We start from the raw sequence: 20,525 nt of genomic DNA, 5'->3' as shown, positions 1-20,525 counted from the left end.
TTATCTTCCCTCAACCACGGGTTCAATGAAAATTCCGGCTCGCCGTCGGCAGTTCGCCGAGCAGATGCGATACGTCGACGAGCCGTTGTGCAACGAGATGCCTCACATCGCCCTGACGCTGCCATACGCCGTAGACCGCAAGCAGTGACGAGCCGAGCGCTTCGCGCCGCTGCCGTTCGAGCACCGACTGCCAGACGATCACATTGACAGACCCTGTCTCGTCCTCGAGCGTCATGAACATCACGCCGTTTGCGGTGCCGGGCCGCTGTCGTACGGTGACGATGCCGCAGGCCCGTGCGAGCTGACCGTCGCGATAGCGTGAGAGCGCTTCTGCGGGCATCAGGCGCATCGATAGCAGCTTCTCGCGCAACAGGGCGAGAGGATGGCGGCCGAGCGTCAGGCCGATCGAACGGTAGTCGGCGATGAGGTCCTGACCTTCCGTTGGTGCCGTCAGCGCCGGCGCTTCCTCACCGCGCGACGTTGCGCGCAACAGATCCTTGTCTGGAACGGCTGCGACGGCTTCCCATAGCGCCTGCCGCCGGTCGCCCGCGAGTGGCTTCATGGCGTTCGCAGCCGCAAGTATCTGCAGGTCATGGCGATCCAGTTGTGCGCGGTTCGCGAGATCCGCTATGTCGCGGAATGGCATCACCGCACGCGCCGCTTCGATGCGCCGAGCGGTTTCCTCACGCATGCCGCGGATCATGGACATGCCCAGACGCACAGGCGCCAAAGTCCCGTCGCCTTCCATCGTTGAATCCCAGTCACTGACAGTCACGTCGACGGGCAGCACGTCGACGCCGTGACGCTTCGCATCCTGAACCAGTTGCGATGGTGAGTAGAAGCCCATTGGCTGGCTGTTGAGCATTGCGCACAGGAAAGCCGCCGGCTCATGACGCTTGAGCCAGCAGCTTGCGTAGACCAGCAGTGCGAAACTCGCCGCGTGGCTTTCGGGAAAGCCGTATTCGCCGAAGCCCTGGATCTGCGCGAAGATCGATTCGGCAAACTCCCGGTCGTAGCCCCGTTGGAGCATCCCTTCAACGATGCGGTCGTGATAGTGCTGCAGGCCGCCCTTGCGCTTCCACGCAGCCATCGCGCGGCGCAACTGGTCCGCTTCACCGCCGCTAAACCCCGCTGCGAGCATCGCAACCTGCATCACCTGCTCCTGAAAGATAGGCACGCCGAGCGTGCGCTTGAGCGCTTTTTCAACTTCTGGACTTGGATAGCTGACGGGATCCAGTCCCTGTCGACGGCGAAGATAAGGATGAACGGCTCCCCCTTGTATCGGTCCAGGCCGGACGATAGCAACTTCAATAACCAGGTCATAGAACTCGCGTGGCCTCATGCGCGGCAGCATGCTCATCTGCGCGCGTGACTCGATCTGGAACACTCCAACGGTATCGGCTGCGCAGATCATGTCGTAGGTCGCCTCGTCTTCGGCAGGAATGTCCTGCATCTCGAAGGGCTCGCCACGCTGCTGCGAAACCAGGTCAAGCGTGCGGCGGATCGCCGACAGCATGCCGAGCGCGAGCACGTCAACTTTGAGAAGGCCCAGCGCTTCCAGATCGTCCTTGTCCCACTGGATCACGGTGCGATCCTGCATCGAAGCGTTTTCGACGGGCACTAGCCGTGAGAGCTTGCCGCGAGCGATCACGAAACCTCCCACGTGCTGGGACAGGTGACGGGGAAAGCCGAGCAGCGTCGCAGCGAGCGTTGCCCACTGCTGGATTATTGGCGTCTCGGGGTCCAGCCCGCTATCAACGAAGCGGCGCATAAGATCAGCACTCGAATCGAACCAGTGATGTTCCTTCGCAACGCGATCAACAATCACTGGATCGATGCCAAGCGCCTTCCCTGAATCGCGAATCGCCGATCGTGGGCGATAGGTCGTCACGGCAGCCGCCAGCGCCGCGCGCGTCCGGCCGTACTTCCTGTAGATGTACTGAATGACCTCCTCGCGTCGCTGGTGCTCGAAATCGGTGTCGACATCCGGATAGTCGCCCGCCAAGGCGCGCTCCTTAGAGATAAACCGTTCAAACAAGAGATTGCCGCGCGCAGGGTCCACCTCTGTGATGCCGAGGCAGTAGCAGATCGCAGAGTTTGCGGCCGAGCCGCGTCCCTGACACAGGATGCCTTCGTTGCGTGCGAAACGGACAATGTCGTACACGGTCAGGAAGTACGGCTCGAACTTCAGCTCCGCGATCAGCGAAAGCTCGTGTTCGATCTGCGTCTGCACGTTGTGTGGGATGCCGCGCGGGTACCGCCGTTGTGCGCCCAGATAGGTTTCACTGCGCAGATACGCGGTCGGCGTCGTGCCGGGTGGCACAAGTTCGTCGGGATATTCGTATCGGAGTTCGTCGAGTTTGAACGTGCAGCGCGACGCAATGTTGAGGGTCTGCGCGAGCGCGTCCGCCGGATAGACATTGGCCAGCCGCAACCGCGAGCGCAGATGTTGTTCCGCGTTCGGTGTCAGTTCGAATCCGCATTCGGTCACGGGCCGGTTCAGGCGGATCGCGGTTAGCGTGTCCTGCAACGGCTTGCGCGAGCGCACGTGCATCAAAACCTGGCCGGTGGCCGCCACGTTCAGTTCATGTCGTTCGGCGACGTCGCAGACGGTATTGCGATGCAGATCATCAAGTGCGCGGGCGTGTAGGGTCAGCCCCATCCAGCAGCGGTCTACGCCGAACGTTTGCGCCGCCCATTTCGCCTGTGCGTCCAGCCGTGCATCCTTCGCGGGAAATTCGGGCGTCAGGATAATCAGGCAGTCGGGCAGCGCCCGCAGATGCGTATAGGGCGGATCGGGATGGTCGAGGTCGTGGGGATACAGGACATAGGTGCCCTTGGCCGTGCGCGTGCGCGCAAGCGTGATGAGTTCGGACAGGTTGCCGTAGCCGTCGCGAGTCTGGGCGATCGCCGTGAAGGCGAGGGCAGGCGAGCCGTCGGCATTCGTAACGCGAAAATGCGCACCAACCAGCAGTTTGATGCCCGCTTCCTTCGCGGCGACGTGCGCGCGGACGATGCCCGCAAGCGAGCACTCGTCGGTGATCGCAATGGCCTCGTACCCAAGCTGCGCCGCGCGCGTCGCCAGTTCCTCGGCGTGCGAAGCACCCTGCAGGAATGTGAAGTTGGATGCGCACTGCAACTCGGCATAGCCGGGCAGGCCGAACGAAGCGGGCAGCATGACTTATCCGAACAGACCATGCAGGAACCAGCGCGGCTCGTCCTCGTCGACGGCGCCGATGCGCTCGCGGTAGATCCAGTAGCAGATGTGGTCGTCGGCCTCGGCAACGAAGTAGTCACGCGTCACGGGCTCCCCCTGGAACCACCCCGCTTCGACGCGCTCGCCGGATGACACCGTGCGCAATGGGGAGCCGTAAAACGGTCGCTCGCCGCGCATCAGCAGCTTGATGGGCGACTCCAGCAGCCAGGCGGGGCGGGGCGTGTCAGTCGCCGGCGCGACGTACTTTGCCTTGTCCGTGACGGGCACCCAGCGCGCGGCGACTTCCGGGCGGTGGTCGGCGACGGGCGCGGGCTTCAGCACGTTTTCTGCGCCCAGGCGCGCGACCAGCAGTTCCAGCAGGCGCGCGTGATCCGCCGCCGTGCCGCCCGGCTCGGGAAACAGCGAGTCCGAGGCTGGTTCGGCTTCCTTCACTTCCTGCACAACGAGCTGCAACGCAATGACGGCCGCCGCCAGTTCGACGCGGCCCAGACGCTCTTTGAGCAGTCGCATCAGGTGGTCCTCGCGCCACGTCGGCTCGGCGAGCGCCACCTCGATCGTTGTCGGGACGATCGCATCGCGGCCGCGCTCATGTTCGAGCAGTAGCGCAATGCGCGTGACGGCAAGCTGCTTCTGCGACAGCCAGCCCGTTAGCTGGACGACGAGCCGGCGGGCCGCAAAGAGACAGGCTTCGGCGTGCTCAATGCGATCGGGCAGCTCGACGCGCGCCTGAAAGGTCGGCGGCGTTTCATACCATTCGTACACTTCGGGTGCTACTCCGTTGGCGCGGTCGAGCACATCGAGCAATGCCGTGCCGCATCGTTTTTTCAGTCCCGCACGGGGTAGGCGCATTAGTTGTCCGACTGTCTCGCAGCCGATGCCCGTCAACCAGTCGATGTGACGGCGAGCGGGTGTGGGCAGGCTCACTGGCAGTCCGGCGAGGGCGCGGGACAGCGACGCGTGCGACAGCGCAACACCACCGCGGTACCGCGCCAGTAGCCATGCCGCCTGTCCCGTTGGCGCGACGCTGATCGTGGCCGTTACACCCATTGCGTCGGCGACCCGGCGCGCCATGCGACGCATCGACCGGATGCCGCCAAAGAGCCGCAGACTTGCTGACACGTCGACGAGCACTGTGCTTTCCTCGGCGATCACGACCTGTGGCGAGAGGTTCAGCAGTCCTGTGGCGATCTCGCGCACCGCATTGACCTCCGCCGCGCTGTCGCGCTCCGACATGACAGTGGCCGGCGCGAGCGTCAGGACGCCGCTGCGCCGCATGCCGATGCAGACTCCGGCTGCTCGCGCGCACGAGTCGGCGGCAATGACGCGCTCCTTTTCGAGCACGGCAAGGCCTGCGCCGTCATCGGGTTCATGCGACCACTTCGGCCGGAACACTTCGAGGCACAACAACGGGAGATGGACGCCTATCCACAGTTGCATTGCGTTTTACGTTCAGGATTGGAGAGGGCGTCAGGGCGACGAACAGCGGTTCATCGCGGGCGGGGCCGCGGCGCTTCAGAAACTGGACATCGACGCCGCCTTTTGCCGCGCAAATCGCAAGCCGCAAAGGCGCGGACGATGCGTCACGTGTGGTTGCGAGCGGCCGCACCATGAAAAAGAGCGACTCGGACGTTTGCGCGGCCAGATGCAGTCGCCGCACCGCCTCGGGCCGCACGTGCTGCTGCCAAAATACGAGCGCGCCACAGGTGCCCGCACGCAGAATCTGCTCGGCAGCCCACAGCGCGTCGGCCGTCTTCGGTGCTTTCACAGTCAGCAGATTCGACGGATCGAGGCCCCACCACGCCAACGCGGTCGGCTGGACGTTATGCGGCGGCTGCAGGAACACGACCGGTTTGGGTCCCAGACGCTCGAAAGCAGGTCGCAGCAGACGCAGTTCCCCGCAGCCCGTCTGCTGGACCAGCAGATCAGTCAGCGCGCCGCGCGGCCACCCGCCGCCCGGTAGCTCGGCAGCGAGACCGTCGTCGCCGCAAGGGACGACCCGCGACGCCGCACGGGCAAGCTGATTGCCCTTCCACAAATCGGGATGAATCGCTTCGGGCAGCATGACGGCGCTCATGGCTCTCCCCCATGGAAAATACTGTATGGATGAACAGTATAGCCTGATAAGGCCACACTTAACATTGTTGAATTCCGAATGGCCCGCGTGGCACGCGTGCGGCTCCCGCCAGCGCGGCTGGGCGGCTTCACGGACCACGGCGAGTCAATCTGAACGTGGTCAATCTGTCTGGCCGCACAAGGCTATCGCCGTCCGGACGCAGTGTGGAGATGTTTGCGGGGATGATGATCCGGGCGTGGCGCTGAGCCGGGCGGCCACCCGACTGTCTGGCACCCGTTCAGCCGTCGCCACTCAGCGCGAACAAATCGGCGTGCGCAAGCCAGCTGATCGAACAAGTCCGAGCGATGCCCCCAGACATTCATCCTGTATGATCGGGGCAGCCGTTCGAACGGCAATCACCTGAACCGGTTCCCGTCTATCCCAGCCCGCTTCCGCAACCACTGTTTGCGAAAGCGTTGCTGCGCCTCCTTTTTATGTAGGCCGCCCATGCGGCAAAAGGAGAGACGATGAATGATTAAAGAAAACACAATCCCCCAAAGCATCCGGGAGGATGCACGGGTCCGCTTCGCCCAGCTTCGCCGCGACGTCGCGTACACCGCCGAAGAGATCCTGACTGCTGAAAACGGCTTTCCCATCAGCATCCGTGAAATCTCCGACGAGGCGGCCGCTCACGCGCAGCGCTGGCAGTACGATGACGCAAGGTCGGAACACGTCCCGGGCTGGAGCTGGCCGCACGAAGTGCGCCGCTTCCGCCGCCGGCCGCGTCGCGTGGACGCTGCGTTCTACGCGCATGACCAGGACGGTATCCAGTTGTGGGGACTGGTGCTCGGCCGAATCAGCGACAGCCGCGTCGTCGCCTCAATCTATTTCCTGGAGCGTGATCCCGCGCAGAACCGCCACGCGGCGTTTGTCGGTGTCGCGAGTCGTTACCTGCAACTCTTTGCGGCTGCTGCGCGGTGCTCGGTGTATGCAATCAACCAGCCGAACCCGGCGCTGATCGACTATTACAAGGACTACGGGTTCAGGCGGGAACAGAGCCGGAAGAAGCGGGTCGTCCGCCTCGAGCAGGACGTGCCGCGCGACTTGCTGCGCGCGGCCGGGCTTGACGGAGATGAGCAGGCATGATATTCGTTATAAATCAAGGAGATTGCGCATGAAAGCAAAGCTGAAAAAGGTGCGTCACGCGCTCCCGCCGGCGGAAACGTCCGAGCAGCTGCGCGCGCGGCTTCACCGGTTCGCCATCCTGACACGGGCGGAGGCGACCCGCGCCCGTTCGGTGCCGTTCCCCGCGGACGTCACTGTGCTGGCCGGACCGCTACGCCGGCGTGCGAGCGCCCGGTGACACGAAACTGCATGAGAAGAGGGTGAAAGCCCTCAGCAAACGGACCCCGCCATGTGCGGGGTTTTTTTTCGCCTGCGAAACCTCGAAAACGCGGTATATAAACACTTATATAAAACTGAAGCGCGTTTTGAAGGGCTGGATACCCGGACGTATCCAGCGCTTCACGTTTTAGCGACAAGGACCCCCTTTTTAAATCGAATCTGCTAGGATGCGCGTGGGGCAAGGGCTGGCAGGAAGAACCTCGAAATCTCATCAACGGGTGGTCTGAGGAATCGGCGGTCAAAAATGCCCTGTCGGTCAGGTCGCACACACCGTGCTGGGTGCCTCGACATGGGCGAGCGAAACGCCCGTAACGTCCGTTACGGTTTCTGTAACGGGCATGTGTGCAGGGGTCGGGGAGCCAGGGATGCGCCCTTGGACAGGGGCGACTCCAGCCTCACTATAGAAAGCGGCGCGGCACAGCGCCAGAAAAAAGCAGCGCTGGCTACCGTCGGCGCGCCATCGGAAGAACAGGAAGAACGCGATGACGAAACTGCTGGATGATCGCCGTGCCGCCACCGCGGACGCGGAGGCGCTCGCCGGGCTGCGTCTACGGGCGCACGACGTTGAGGACGTCGACTTCCGGGAGACGTCGCGCGACGCCGTCGGCGAAGTCCGGGCCGGTGCCCCGGGACGGGAAGGTGCTGCTGCGCCCGCGAAGGAGCCCGCGCGGCGCCGAATCGGTCTGCACCACATCGCGTTTTTTCGCGCCTACCTCGAAGGGCTCGACCTGAGTGAACAGGCCGAGCGCTATCTGGAAATCGGGCGCGACGCGCGGCGCGCCCAGAAGACAGTGCGGTGGCTGACTGCAGAACTGGTGGCGGCTGCGCGCAAGCGGCTTGACTTCGGCGCTGCGCGCCTGCTCAAGATCCGGCCGTCGCTTATCCGCTCCACGTCACCTGCAGCCGGTGCTGGTGAGAACGTGCCGCGGCGCCCCACGCTTGAGGAATTCGCGGAGGCGCATGACCCCGACGGCTTCTATACCGAGCGCGATCTGCTCGCCCTGTTCGCGCGTGAGTACCCGGAAGACGGGCAGTCGGGCGAGGATGCGGCCACCGCACGCAGGCAGGCGCGCAATGAGCGGTTGCGCAGGCGCCAGATGGCAGCGCTTTACGAGCTCGAGCGCCTGCTCGTCGAGGATCCGAGACCGGACCATCACGTGACGGGCTGGTTCGACACGTCGGTCGCGTTGCGGCTCGCGGACGCGAGACTCCACACCCTGGGGCAGCTGGTCGACGTGATCAACGCCATCGGATATCGCTGGTATCGGAGCGTGCCGAAGCTGGGTGAGCAGGGCGCCGCGCGCATCGTCGCGTTCCTGCATGCGAGCGAAGCGGCGCTTGGCATGGCGATCGCCCCGGCTGCACTCGAACGGCCGTCCGCGTATCCCGTCGTCGTCCCGGGCTTGACCCGCGAGCCGTCGACGGCGATGGGGCCGCTTGAACTGTACGTGCCCGCGCCTGAACACGACGGCTCGCTCGGCGAGAACCGCGCACAAGCCTCACGGAACAAGACGGGCGCGTTCACCGACCGGGAAGCGATCTATTTCTGGCTTCGGAAGTACGCGCAGAAGCCGACCACGGCGGAGAAGTACCGGAACGAGGCGGAACGGCTGCTGCTCTGGGCGAACCTGGAAAAGAACAAGCCGCTCTCCAGCCTGAGCATCCTCGACTGCCACGAATACCTGAATGTGTTCCTGAACAACCCGCATCCGGCCCACACATGGGTGATGGAGCGGCCATTCAAGCGCGACGATCCGCGTTGGCGGCCATTCCGTGGGCCACTCGGCTACAGCAGTCGCGAATCGGCCATGACGTCCCTAAAGAGCCTGTTTTCGTCCCTCACCAATGCGCGTTACCTGGACTTCAACCCCCTCGCTGAGGTGCGGATCGCCACGCTCGATATTGAGGGCGCAAATGGGTCCGCCGCGCGGCAGACGCGCACTCACCGGATGCAGATCGAGCGTAGCCTGAGTCAGGATGAGTGGCGCTTCGTTCAGCGGTATCTGCGCAAGCTGCCAGACGACAAACCGGCCACTCATCGCATGCGCTTCATTGTGCGCTTCGCCTACGGGACCGGTCTAAGGCGCGCGGAACTGGCCGGCGCCCGCACTGGCGACGTTGCCCACAGATTCGCCGGCGCTGAACTGGGCACGATTACCGTACTCAATGTGCTCGGCAAGGGCGATGTGATGCGGCAGATCCCGCTCTCGCCCGGCCTGCTCAAACTGCTCGGTGACTATCTAGAGCAGCGTGGCCTGAGCCGTGATCCGGCGCGCTGCCCGCCAGACACGCCACTCATCCCAGCGCTCGAAGACAATCGCGACAAGGCGAGGCGCAAAGCCGCCGAGCAGGCGCTCGCCAACGCTGGTGTCAGTGAAGGCGAGGGTAGCGTCGCGCCTCCCGTCAAGGAAAAGCCGATCACCCCGGACAAGCTGTATGAAGCCATCAAGCGCTTCTTCGCGAACGCGGCCAGCGCGGCGGCATTTGAAGCGCCCGAACTAGGCGCGACCTTCGCCGCAGCCTCGACACACTGGCTGCGCCACACGTTCGGCTCGCACGGCGTTGCCGGCGGGATGGCGCTCGCCACCGCCAGAAATATGCTGGGACACGCTGACATGGCTACCACGTCGCTTTACTCGACGGCGGAGATTGCGCAGCAGTACCGGGAACTGGATGCTTTTCTCTCAGAAGGCCTTGAGTGAAAACCTAGACTCCTTCCAGTTCCTTTTGCGCCGCTTTGATCGCATCGGCGGCAGGCCAAAGGATGTCAAGGCTATCGCCCGAGTCTGACCACTCCTCGGCCCTGACGCGACACTCCAGTTCGGCGGTTAGCCACCGCTTCCGCGCCATGTTGCGCTCGTCAGGGTTATCGAACTGATCGGGATGGACGCCAGCGACCGTAGCGACTTCGCGCTTCAACTCGCTTCTGGACACTGAGCGGCAGATAAGGGCCATCCTGTATTCATCGAGCCAAAGTCCTCCCTGCACATGCAATGGTGACAACCCGGACCGTTTTCGCTGGACCGCATCGTCGTAGACGCTCGCCAGCATATCCACGGGTCCGCGCCAGAACCGGAGCGGCGGAACGGTATCATCGATCACGCATTGCATTGCCACCTGGGGAGTGATGTGGGAGCGAAATCGCGAGACGAGAGTCTGCCATGACGCGATGCCCAGGACCCGTGCAAGACCGTCCTGGCAGGCCGCAAGCGGGGGCGCCTCCCTCGCCGACTCGTGCCCCGCGAGTAACTGTTGCAGCAGCTTTGCCAGCGAGTTAGGCGTGACCCACATCGGCAAGAGAACCTGTTCGAGGGCCGCTCGACGTTCTTCGGCGGTCAGGTCGTACTGGTTGTACGACAAGGGAGGAAGCCACTCGCCACGGCGAGGCCCCCTTAAGGAAGTGATAGGCGCGTCATCGTCGCACACGGGCGATTCGTTGTATGTTTCAACCCGCCACGAAGGCAGCGTCGCGAGAGCACGCTCAAGCCCTTGGTGATCCCAGGTTTTCAGCGACGTAACGAGTGTCGCCATCCTTCGTCTCGTATCGGGCTCCGGATCCTCAAAATCAACCGGTTCTATCCGCGCGTAGACCTCATCTCCCGTCCAGACGGTAAGTCCCACTTCGGTACGTTCAACCTTGTCGATTTCATGGGATTCGGCGTCGGCGTGTACCTGCACGGATGCCAGGGCTGCAGCCTCGGTCGCGGCGAGATTGTACGGTTCGCCAGTCGCCGCCGCATCGCGATTCCAGAGAACGCAATGCCATTCATCCGCGTCCGGCTTCTCGACCGCGCTGACGAATGAGTCGGACCAGAGGTGCCCGGTGATATCCAGGGCCTGGTCGTTCGTTAGCGAAATATTCAGTGACCCGGCGAACTCTGTGAGTCTGCCGGCGAATCGCCGCACCTGCTGGGGAATAATGAACATGTCGCATGCCTCCAGGACAGTCTCGTCGAGTCTTCGGATGTGCGCGTTTCCCGAACGTCGACGAATGTCGTTGGTCGGCAAGGACAATGTTGGACTACGCCCCAGTTTCGCCATTGCGGATTGAGCCGCAGCGCACAGCAGGCATGGGGTGCCTCCTTGATATTAGCGGCATTTGAACCGGAATGCGAGCCTCGCTGCCACCTCGCCGCTTGGTTGCGCGCCGAATTCTGTTTCGGTCTCCGTCAATGTCTGCTGGGTGCTGCCACGCTTCCCAACCCGCGTCCCACGGATCAACAGTTCCGCGGTGTACGAACGCACGGTTGCGGTCGGTTGCCGATTCTGTTGCGCCCACCTCGACCTGAGTGCCGTCCTTGACCTAGAGCATCGGGTTTCGCTATATTCATCTCGCAGCAAGGGACTTCCCTCCCCGGACGTGGACGGCCGACAACGGGATCACCTGAGTCTTCAGGTGACATAGCCTACCTTTGAACTGACGAAACTCCGTCAAGAGCGGGACGAACAACCGTCCACCGAATTCCCGCGACTCTTGGCCAAGGAATCGTCATGTCTCAAATTTTCACCGCACCGGCATTTGATGCCAAAAGCCGGCTGAACCAGTTTGGCGTGAATCTCTCGCTGAACCAGATCAAGCAAGGCTTCACGCTGTTCTTCGGCTACCACCATCTCGATGAAATGCTGCCGGACCTGGAAGAGATTTCGGATCATCTGGCACGTCAGGATGTGTTGGTTGTTCTGCAATGCCCGGCCGGATACGATTGGGTCAATCGCACCATCGGCGGCGATCCGGAAAGGCGCGTACTGCCGGCATATCAGATCCTGAAGCACGCCCTGACCGGCATGGCGCCGGGTGCGTGCTTTGACAGCGAAACCGAGCTGCTCAGGGGTTGGATCAAAGAACAACTGGCGCATCACCTGGTGAACGATTACGTGCCCCAGGTCGCTACCGCGCAGGAGCGCGTATCCCGGCGCTGCTCGATTTTCGAGCCGGACGACATCGACTGCCAGGATCTCATGTCCGTGCGTGAGGCCCAGTGGCAAATCGAATACATGGGGCATCTCTATGCCCCGAAGCAGGACGGCACGCCAGACTACCTGGGCGAGCAGATCGGCACGAACTCGATGCTTACTTTCGACAAGGTCGGTCGCAGCATGCTCGTGAAGGAGTTCGCCGAGAACACCACGGCGTTCGCCTGGAAACCGCACGCCGGCATGGGCGGCGTCGAACTGTAGCACTGGGTTGCGGATCGCCGATGTGCTGGCTTTTGCGGAGCACACACGGCAAAAAGGCGGGAGGGCGCTCGAAAACGCCCGACCCGCTTTGTAGAGCAACACACGCGATGCTGATATGCCTGCACCGGCTGCGACACCTCGAGCACGTCGATCGCCACTTCTCCGAGCTAGGGCTTCGACTGACACAGACCTTCAAACGCACAGGCCCCGCAGCGCCTGCGGCAACAGTCTTGTGCTACTTGGCCCATACCGCTTCTGCGAAGACCAGCCGGGATTCATTTCCGTCCGCACCGCGTAGTACCGCAACGCCCCCGTTGATCTCGTTGGTGACCAGCATGTCATAGACGGCAAGCGCGCGCCGTAGCAACTCCGATCTGCTATCAGCGTTTGCTCGATCGCGAAGCTCATCAAGCCGATCTCTTACGTCTGTACTCATGTCAAGGTTCAGTCGCACCTTCGGCACCGCCCGTGGCTTTCGCATTCCAGTCCCTTCACGCATATGTTTGATCGTGCAGGAATTATATGGACGAGTTCTACCCTTGGATATGCAGATGCTTTGTGTATGAGATCCATCACCTGCAGCATCGACTGCGGCCATGGTGAGCTGGGCGAACTCGCTCGCAAAGCGCGCGGCGCCGGCTCCGCCCGCTCAGTCGACCTGCGCTCCGCTATGGCCTTGCGTCAAAGCGTCTGCCGCCAGCCTGGCACCCCGCAATACGTAGATACCGATCGCGTGGCTCGCAACGATCGGAGAGCGGGCCAGCAGGTTCGAAAGCGTAGCGCTTTCCATCTTGCCGGTATCGACAAGGCGCCTGCTCAGCGTTTGCCTGTCGGCCACAAAGCGATGCCGTAGAAACTCCTGATAGAGCTCGTATTCCATTCCGGTGAGTTCGCTGGACGGATCGAGTTGCGTGTTCGCCCGGTATCGCCCGGTCTTATCGGCGAAGAAACTCGCGCGCGCGAAAATATCTGTGGTTACATGCCACGGCGGCATAGGGAAGGGCGTCGAGCGGCGCTCGTCTCTGCCCGTGCGCAGGGCTCTTGCGCGGTCGATCGCACCCATTAAGGCATCGGCCGTCAGCGGCGCGGCCGCCACGGAGCACACCCGCCGGATGGCCAGAATCACAGGGTTGTTATCGGTCTCTTCGCCGAACCAGAACCACTCGGGGTTATCACCATCCTGCTCGCCGAGCCATTCGAAGCCTTCGATCGTCGGAAGGATCTCACGAATCGATCTGACCACTTCAGCGTCCCAACCCAACTGCAGAGTTTGCCCCATCAGCAGGCCGACGTGAGCCGCTCCAACAGCACGAATCATGGTTCGCGACATGGCCTTCAGAGCAATAACCGTCTGGTCTTCCCCTGACTCAAGAGACGCCACTTCCTCGATGTACGCCTCAAGCGCAAGAAGCGGTTTGCCGAGTACGTCACGTGCGAAGCGGGTCGCGTCGGGGATTGACAGCGAATCGCCAAGCATCGGGCGAAGAATTCTCTCGAGTTGTTCCGGCGCACAGGGCAGATGCCGCTTCACCGTTGCCTCGATGGTCTGGAACACCTGCACAAGCCTTTCCGGAAGACCCGATTCAGACGCGATAGCCAGCATCACCCCCACAATCTGGCACGCCCGGCTTTCGGTGAGACCAAACTCTTCCCCGATGACAGCCAAGCCCGTTCCGTGAGGCGCGTTGACCCCGTAACGCTTGGCAAATAGTGCCGCGTTTCGCTCAGCGGTCTGCGGTCTTCCGCAGGCGAATATGCTGCTGGCTTCGGTGATCGCCTGAGCTGCCGTGATTGTCGGGACTATCGATTCGCCTTCACTCGGACGCGGTGCCAAGGCTGCAGCACCGTTCCTTCCCAAAATCCAGCCCGGTTCAACCTGTAGCATTGCCTCCCACGCGGCGATCGTGTGGGCGCTCAGTGAGCGAGGCACTCCATCTATCTCCCACTGCCGCAGCCTTGAATCGCGGACGACGATCGCCAGCGCCACTGTTGTGCGCGCGAGGCCGAGCGATTCGCGCCGGGCGCGCGCGCGAGCGCCGGCCGCCCGAAGATCAGGCTCTCCACCGGAGCCTCTGATGGCCGCCCTTTCACGGCCTGCTTTATTACCGAAAAGCCAGCCTCCCGGGACGCCCAGCACGCGTTCCCAACTCAGAGCCTCGTGCGGCGAGAGATGGAGCGGTATGCCTGATTTTTCCCAGCGGGAGAGCGAAGACATCGAGATGGTGCTGTTTTCCGCCACGAATTTTCGAGAGAGGCCCAGCATCTCGCGGCGGCGTCGCGCCCGGTTAGCAGCTTCCATCTCACGGCTGATGTGTTTTCCCGCGCCTGCTACAACGATGTTCGTCATGTGAATAAACGAGGAGGCCCGTCCTGTCGCAAGCCACCTCAAGAAATCGTAAAAGTGACCGTAAGCGTCTCATATCCAGCGAACAAGCGATCCCGCGAACTGACGCCAAAACGGACTCTTTTTCGTCCGGAGAGCAACACACGCGAGGACGGAGTGCACCATGTGTACGGGAGGTGAGGGCGCTGCAGAGTGGGATGAAAAAAAGCGGCCACTGGCCGCCTCGAAACACGCCGGTGAACGGGGATGCCGACCACCTGTCGCTTATTCTACCCGGTGACCCACACAGGCCAGCGCCTCGCTCGCGAAGGCCAACCGTATTGCCTCTTCCCGCCATCCATTATGTGCGGCGTAGCGCGGATGGCTGGTGCGGTAACAGAGGGCGCGTCCTACTCTAAATTCCCACAGACATTTCGGCTGAATGGGGTTGCTCGCAAACCGGTCAGGGAAAGCCGAATGCAGGAACGCATCGTAGCTGTGCCCGGTCGTGAAGAAAATAATGTCCGGCTCGACTACGGCGATCTGTGCGCGTAGCAGGCGTGCAGATAACGCTGCGACGGACTCGATCCCCCTCGATTTGACTGGGCTTCCAGCCGCATGGCTGACGCAAAAGAGGTTACCCCAGTGAACGGAGACCCGGGCGTGAACGCGGGTTCTGCTTGCTGCTTTAACGACCTGCTTGACGAACTGGATGAACTTCACCGACCCAGCGCGCCTGGCCAGATACGCCCGCTGGGACTCCATCGCTTCGAGCACTGCTACCAATGAAGGTTGCTCACCAGCCCTGAACCTGCACGTGCCATCGCGCCACGCCTTCGGTTCCTTGCCCACAATGAGGATCCGCAGATTTGACCCGTCGAACCCGTGAGGCAAGCCCGCGAGGAACACCCCCGAGTAACGATGCGGCTCCCGAAAAATCTCACCCAAATCTGTCGTCGAGAGGATGTCCAAATAGCGCGAGGCGAGGGCGCTTGCCGAGTCGTCGCCAGATTGATTCATCGTCTGTTCGCCTCGGCGTCACGAAACTCCGCAATCCGCGCTTCAAGCGCTGTCCGGGACGGCTGCCAGTCGGATCGCTCGGGAATCGTCTTGAGTTGTTGGCCGTCATACGCCCAGTACTCGGAATGCCGTAGCGTCGCCGAGATGTGAATGCGCATGTTGACGTCGATCGCGAGGAGTTTGAGATCAAACAGCGTATGGACATCTGCTCTTAAAAGGATGCCGTTCCGGGTGCTGTAATCCGTGACCGATGCATGCGGAATGATATGTGCCGCCTCAAGCAGTTCGACAGTGAAGCTGCCCGTCACGGCGCAGCGACGGCGGTAGGCGCTTAGCAGACGGTCGCGAAAATCCTTCTGCCCGCGTCGGGTTTTGATCGCCCTATGCTGGACAACATCGTCAGCTTCAGAGTCATTCTCGTCCTCGATGGAGCTGGTCGCCGGTGCGTCTGGCTTCAAACCCCTGACGATCCTGCCCACCCCCGTATCGCTGCTATAGCTATGGGCGTACCAAAGTTCCGAATCGAGGAACCGGCGATTCACCGCTGACGCTGTATGAGCAAACTCCTCCCGATCACGACGGTGCCCATCGCATATGATGGCGCGAATCGGAAGCCCCCGCTCATAAGACTCGCGGATGGCCGCGTCCAACGCCCAAGCACGTGCGGCTTGCTCGAGCACTCGCGAGCGTGCTGATGCGTCCCTCGTCGATCTCGCTATCCGCTCCAGTTCGAGGGCTGTATCTCTGCCCGATTCGTTGCCGAAAACGACACCGCCTGAGGACTCCAACGATTTGTGCCAAAGGCACAGCGCGTAGCCTTCTGGGATCGAGCCGAACGACCAGTTGTAGCAGAACTGTGGGTTCGAACGATAGTCTTCGACCGGATAGCCGTCTTTCGTCCAATGCCAGCCGTCGACCGAAATAGGGATGTTGCGAAGAATGTCGTAGATCACCTGTTTGCGACGCGGCTTAAGACTGTCGAGCGCCTCTGCGTCAGGGTCGGTACCGGCACGGCGGAACACGACTACGCCGGCTTGTCGATCGGCACGGAATTTACGCCAGCCTGCGTCCATCCAGACGCGGGCGTGTACATGAGATTTGTCACCGGGGCCCGAGTTTTCCCACCATGCATCGTGCCGCCTCGCCGACGGCGGTAACAGTTGGCCGAGCAGCCCTTCGATTTCACCGAAGGTCAGGGATATCTCGTTGACGGTCACGGCTTTGAGATAGTCCCCGAGCGGTCTGTATTTGCTCATGCGTGGTAGGTTTCATGAGTGGCAGGATAAGGCTGGACATAGGGAAAGAGGTCCTAGTCGAACGGAGATGCCTTCCTGTCGCTGTGAATGAACTGACTGAGCTTCTGCTCAGCCATCATGAAATCACCGGCGCGCGCTGAGCCGAGTTGATTGTCGTGAATGCGGAGCACTTCCTCCAAAAGCTGCCGTGCTGACGCTTCGAGCACCCATGTTCCATCTTCGTTACCACGCGTGATGCTATGTTCGAGTCCGCTTTCGGCGGCCCGATAAAGTTCCACGGTCCCCGCAGCGTATCCCATCTCCCCTATGTAAAACGTCAGGTATAGCGCTCGTACCAATTCGTTGAACAGATGCGCGCTCCCGCCACTACCCGAACATGCCGCGAGCGCGAGATGGTTTCCAAGCGATATCTGATCGACCGTAGCTCGCGGCAGCGGCAGAAGGGCGCGTTTGGGCAGATTCACGCGGCGCTTTCCGGGCCGGCCGCTACGTTTCGAAATGGGCATTGGAACATGCAGAAAGCAAAAACAGACCAAGAGGCGGGCTACGCGCACCGCAAGCGCATTCTCCGCCTCGTATGAGCAAGCTAAATTCTGCAGCAAAAGACGGGTCGAATTCTAAAGGCTTATCGTCATGGCTGGCGCGGGATTGGCGCCGATTTTTACGGGTACCCGTTCGCTAGTCTGTAGGAGGCCCTGTAAGGTGTCCACCGCCAGTGCGCCGGCGTGTTAAACAGGACGTGTGGGCTCGTCCGCGCGGCTCGAGACAGGAGTCGGGCACAATCAGTAGTCGTCGGTGTCGGCTGCATTGGTGTTGGCGTCAACGTCCATCGGCCTCGGCATATCGATCCGCGGCGTCGAACCTTGGGCAAACTTCGATGCGTCGAGCGTCGAAAAGCCAGACACGCGGGCAGCCGTCCTTTGCTTTTCGTCTTCTGCCACCAGGACAATACGCCAGCGGTTAGCATCCGCATTCCGGCCGCCCAGTCCGACATCGGCAAACCGTTCGCGAACATCCGCGCTCTCTTGGGCCTGCGCCTCGCTAAGTTCGTTGAGTCGCATCAGTGTCTGGCCAAGCGTAAAGGACGGTGGCACCAGGACAAAGTAGAAGGGCGCCTCCCTGTAATCGACTTCGAGGTGTGGGGTGCCCGATAGCGCCTTGACATTTTTAAGAAGTCGTTCAATCCGCGCCGCGCCTTGCAAGTGGAATGGGACGAAATGAAGACGGCCCAAGAAATCCCCGGGCAAGTCACTCTCATATTTGACGCCCGCGGCCAGTCTGACGGTGGCTGCAAAGTCGAAATAGTCCTTTGTAACAGGAGATGGAAGCACTCGTCCACGCCCGTCCATCGTACGGCGAATAGGAGCGAGGACTTGTTGGTCTGTCAGCGTCAACGGCATGGATGGCAACTCATACGTCTGTCGCGAAGCCCGGTTGAGTCTTTCTTCGAGTTCTCTGAGTGCCTTTTGCAATTGGGGCGCCTTCGTGGCATTGTGCAGTCGAACTTCTTCGCTACAGGCTTCGCCAACTCGTTTGAACCGATCGGGCATGGACTGAAAGATCCGGTCTAGTTGCCTGCGGGCTTCTCGCTGATAGATGGGCGCCCGGTCCGCCCCAAAACTCTCTTCGAAAATGGCCTGACAGTTGGTCATTAACTCGCCGAGCACGTGGTTGTGCCATGCGCTTCCAAGTAGTTTCTTTTTTACCGCAGCACTCGTAGACCTCGACCTCGACGCGCCGTGGACGTTAACCGAAGATGTAGGCATTGCTGGCTCCGCAGAGGCGACTCAATTAAGCTTTCCGGTTTGTAGCGTAAAGCCAGACGCTGCTGTCCCGTTGACGACTGGACGACGCATCTCTGACCGCCGTGAAGGTAATCGTGAAGCCGCAAGCGCTTGCGAGCCTGAGTACCGTGTCAACACTCATATCAGAGTGGGCGCCGGTTTCCATTCTCGAGACTGTGCTGCGGGCGACGCCGACCTTGCGGGCCAAGGCGGCCTGGCTCAATCTTGCGCTGAGCCGGATCCGCCGGAGCTCACGTCCCATCTCGATACAAGACAGCATCATTGCCTCCCGAGGCGTGTCGGAATTCAGCATAGACGCGCACACAGAAACGTGCAAACGTTGTAGCGCCAGTGCTACAGGGGAGCGCCTGGGCGAATCAGTTACACGACATTATTACTATAATGTCGTGTTGTATATTAGGGGAAAATTGCGCATAATTGCCTTTCGAGACTCGAACAATTCCCCTGCGCACCGCCACATCGAATCTCATGCTAACTTCAGCATAGCCACGTCAAGTGAGTCCCTGCAATGCAAAACGCCGCAGTCGCCGCGATCCAGCCAGTGGAATCGCTGATCGTCCCGTCGGAACTCGACGGCAGCCACGGAACCAACCGCGGTGTGCGTGAGCATGCCCAGGTCGCTGCTGACAACGATCTGGACGCGATACGCGCCTGGCTCGCGAACTATGCAAACAGGACGACGTTCGACAACTACCGTAAGGAAGCCGAGCGGCTCTTGTTGTGGAGCGTCATTGAACTGGGCAAACCCTTGTCGTCGCTCACCCACGAAGACCTTATCCGTTTCCAGGCGTTCCTCCAGGACCCGCAACCGGCTAGCCGATGGGTCTCTTCGAATGGTGGCAAGTACCCGCGCAACGACGAACGCTGGCGACCCTTCAACGGGCCATTGCAGCCAGACAGCCAGCGCCAGGCGAAAATCATTCTGAACGGCATGTTCAACTGGCTGGTTCACGCCGGATACCTTCGCGGCAACCCGATGGCGCTGCTCAAGCAACGCAAGAAAGGCTCCGCCAAACGCATCACCCGCTATCTGTCGAGTTCCCTGTGGGATGAGGTCAAGAGTTTTGTCGAGCAGCTTCCGCGGGAGACCGATGCGCAGAAGGCCTACTATGCGCGATGCCGCTGGCTGACCACCCTCTTTTACCTCCAAGGCATGCGGATCTCGGAGGTCGCGGGCGGCCAGATGAAGCAGTTTTTCCGGCGCCAGGGCCCCGACGGCCAGGATCGATGGTGGCTTGAGATTGTCGGCAAAGGCGAGAAAGAACGTATCGTTCCGGTCTCGTCTGAGCTCATCGTCGAACTGCGGCAATACCGGACGTCAAACGGGCTTCGCGCCCTTCCCTCACGCTCCGAAGAAACGCCGCTCGTGATCCCGTTCAGGGGGTCGACGCGCTGCCTTCACCGCTCCGCCGTCCATGACGCGATCAAGGGCGTGTTTGAGGGCGCAAGCAAGTGGATAGCGGCTAAGGGCCCGGAATATACAGATCGTGCCGAAGAGCTGGAACAGGCATCGGCTCACTGGCTGCGGCATACGGCCGGATCACATATGGCCGATGGTGGTGTGGACATTCGAATCGTGCGCGACAACCTGGGCCACGCCTCGCTAAACACCACGACGTTGTACCTCCATACCGACGATGACGAGCGGCATAGTGAGACCGTCAAGCGGCACCGGATGTCGTGGGACCAATCAAAGTCATCGGGCGGCGTAGAGGATGACGAGACGGGCACATAATCCGCGCTGCGCTCCTTTGTGGCCGCGCGGGCCTATCGTGACGCCCGTAGCTCTCCCGCCAGTTCGCTTAGACATCCTCGCCGAAAGGCCACGGCCAACGAGACGAGAATAGTCGGTGATACGGCAAGAGCGACAGTCTCTTCGCGCCCACACCCGCAGATACAAGCGTCTCTCGCGCAGTTTCAAGGTCAAGCAAGCGCTCAACAGAATGATCCGGCTTCTCTGAAACTCCAATGACTGGAAGATGCAAGTCGACCAGGCCTTGGCTGTCAGGTTTTGCGTCAATCGCGTCGGCACGTGGCAAGCGGGCATCAGATGAGCCATGTTCCCCGAGCAGAGTCCAGAGGTAAGCCGCAGCCGCTCGTGGAGGAACATAGACCTGTGGCGCAATATGGAAGTTATCCCCGATCCAGATGTCGTTCACGCCCGCTTCAGACCCTCGAAGCTTCTCCAGGTACCCTTCTATGAGCAGGAAGTTGTCAAGGCCTTTCACGAACTGGACCCCCAGGTAGGTTTTGTGGACGCCATGAACTG

17 protein-coding genes are annotated in these 20,525 nt (G+C 61.5%); 5 read left to right on the top strand and 12 right to left on the bottom strand.

The genetic code is table 11. The annotated features are described in order from the left end of the window. Positions 1–22: 22 nt before the first annotated feature. Genes SB822_RS00085 through imuA form a run of 3 tightly spaced genes read right to left on the bottom strand, consistent with a single transcriptional unit; the run spans position 23 to position 5,291 of the window. A complete protein-coding gene (locus tag SB822_RS00085; protein ID WP_410853567.1) occupies positions 23–3,178 on the bottom strand; it encodes an error-prone DNA polymerase in 3,156 nt (1,051 codons plus the stop codon). Between the two features lie 3 nt (positions 3,179–3,181). Then, on the bottom strand, positions 3,182–4,654 hold the full coding sequence (locus SB822_RS00080) for a Y-family DNA polymerase (protein ID WP_410853566.1): 1,473 nt from the start codon (positions 4,652–4,654) through the stop codon (positions 3,182–3,184). Further along, positions 4,584–5,291, bottom strand: a complete 708-nt coding sequence (gene imuA, locus SB822_RS00075; RefSeq protein ID WP_410853565.1) for a translesion DNA synthesis-associated protein ImuA — start codon at positions 5,289–5,291, stop codon at positions 4,584–4,586. The genes SB822_RS00080 and imuA overlap by 71 nt, the downstream gene beginning before the upstream one ends. 510 nt (positions 5,292–5,801) lie before the next feature. Between imuA and SB822_RS00070 the strand changes: the two genes are divergently transcribed. From SB822_RS00070 to SB822_RS00060, 3 genes are all read left to right on the top strand, one after another. Next, positions 5,802–6,416, top strand: a complete 615-nt coding sequence (locus tag SB822_RS00070) for a hypothetical protein (RefSeq protein ID WP_410853564.1) — start codon at positions 5,802–5,804, stop codon at positions 6,414–6,416. Positions 6,417–6,444: 28 nt separating this feature from the next. Next, positions 6,445–6,633: a hypothetical protein gene (locus SB822_RS00065; RefSeq protein WP_410853563.1), complete on the top strand. Its 189-nt coding sequence runs from the start codon at positions 6,445–6,447 to the stop codon at positions 6,631–6,633. 523 nt (positions 6,634–7,156) lie between these two features. Next, on the top strand, positions 7,157–9,376 hold the full coding sequence (locus SB822_RS00060; protein ID WP_410853562.1) for a phage integrase family protein: 2,220 nt from the start codon (positions 7,157–7,159) through the stop codon (positions 9,374–9,376). Positions 9,377–9,380: 4 nt separating this feature from the next. Here the strand turns inward: SB822_RS00060 and SB822_RS00055 are convergent, their stop codons facing one another. Then, entirely contained in the window at positions 9,381–10,601 is a 1,221-nt protein-coding gene (locus SB822_RS00055; protein WP_410853561.1) for a hypothetical protein, read from the bottom strand. Between the two features lie 564 nt (positions 10,602–11,165). Here SB822_RS00055 and SB822_RS00050 point away from each other — a divergent pair. Beyond that, on the top strand, positions 11,166–11,852 hold the full coding sequence (locus SB822_RS00050; protein ID WP_410853560.1) for a hypothetical protein: 687 nt from the start codon (positions 11,166–11,168) through the stop codon (positions 11,850–11,852). A 235-nt stretch (positions 11,853–12,087) separates the two neighbouring features. Here SB822_RS00050 and SB822_RS00045 read toward each other — a convergent pair whose 3' ends face one another. The 7 genes from SB822_RS00045 to SB822_RS00015 all read right to left on the bottom strand — a co-directional run bounded on the left by SB822_RS00045 (position 12,088) and on the right by SB822_RS00015 (position 18,497). Further along, positions 12,088–12,288 carry a ribbon-helix-helix protein, CopG family gene (locus tag SB822_RS00045; protein WP_410853559.1) on the bottom strand — a complete coding sequence of 67 codons (201 nt, stop codon included), beginning with the start codon at positions 12,286–12,288 and terminating at the stop codon, positions 12,088–12,090. Positions 12,289–12,501: 213 nt separating this feature from the next. Next, a complete protein-coding gene (locus tag SB822_RS00040; RefSeq protein ID WP_410853558.1) occupies positions 12,502–14,199 on the bottom strand; it encodes a helix-turn-helix domain-containing protein in 1,698 nt (565 codons plus the stop codon). A gap of 261 nt (positions 14,200–14,460) precedes the next feature. Beyond that, positions 14,461–15,195, bottom strand: coding sequence for a uracil-DNA glycosylase family protein (locus SB822_RS00035; RefSeq protein WP_410853557.1), 735 nt, complete (start codon positions 15,193–15,195; stop codon positions 14,461–14,463). Further along, positions 15,192–16,451, bottom strand: coding sequence for an HNH endonuclease (locus SB822_RS00030; protein WP_410853556.1), 1,260 nt, complete (start codon positions 16,449–16,451; stop codon positions 15,192–15,194). The genes SB822_RS00035 and SB822_RS00030 overlap by 4 nt, the downstream gene beginning before the upstream one ends. A gap of 53 nt (positions 16,452–16,504) precedes the next feature. Beyond that, entirely contained in the window at positions 16,505–16,915 is a 411-nt protein-coding gene (locus SB822_RS00025; RefSeq protein ID WP_410853555.1) for a hypothetical protein, read from the bottom strand. A gap of 318 nt (positions 16,916–17,233) precedes the next feature. Next, a complete protein-coding gene (locus tag SB822_RS00020) occupies positions 17,234–18,118 on the bottom strand; it encodes a hypothetical protein (protein ID WP_410853554.1) in 885 nt (294 codons plus the stop codon). A 124-nt stretch (positions 18,119–18,242) separates the two neighbouring features. After that, complete coding sequence (locus SB822_RS00015) at positions 18,243–18,497, bottom strand: helix-turn-helix transcriptional regulator (protein ID WP_410854082.1); 255 nt, start codon at positions 18,495–18,497, stop codon at positions 18,243–18,245. 267 nt (positions 18,498–18,764) lie between these two features. On the opposite strand from SB822_RS00015, the gene SB822_RS00010 reads away from it, so the two are divergent. Beyond that, a complete protein-coding gene (locus SB822_RS00010; protein ID WP_410853553.1) occupies positions 18,765–19,991 on the top strand; it encodes a tyrosine-type recombinase/integrase in 1,227 nt (408 codons plus the stop codon). A gap of 67 nt (positions 19,992–20,058) precedes the next feature. On the opposite strand, the gene SB822_RS00005 is transcribed toward SB822_RS00010, so the two are convergent. Next, positions 20,059–20,525 (bottom strand): hypothetical protein (locus SB822_RS00005; protein ID WP_410853552.1); only part of this gene is annotated, 467 nt, incomplete at its 5' end.

The sequence above is a fragment of the Paraburkholderia sp. SIMBA_054 genome (assembly GCF_046534875.1).
Lineage (GTDB): Bacteria > Pseudomonadota > Gammaproteobacteria > Burkholderiales > Burkholderiaceae > Paraburkholderia > Paraburkholderia hospita.
The sequence above is the reverse complement of the archived record's forward strand: the minus strand, read 5'-3'. Positions and strand labels throughout refer to the sequence as shown.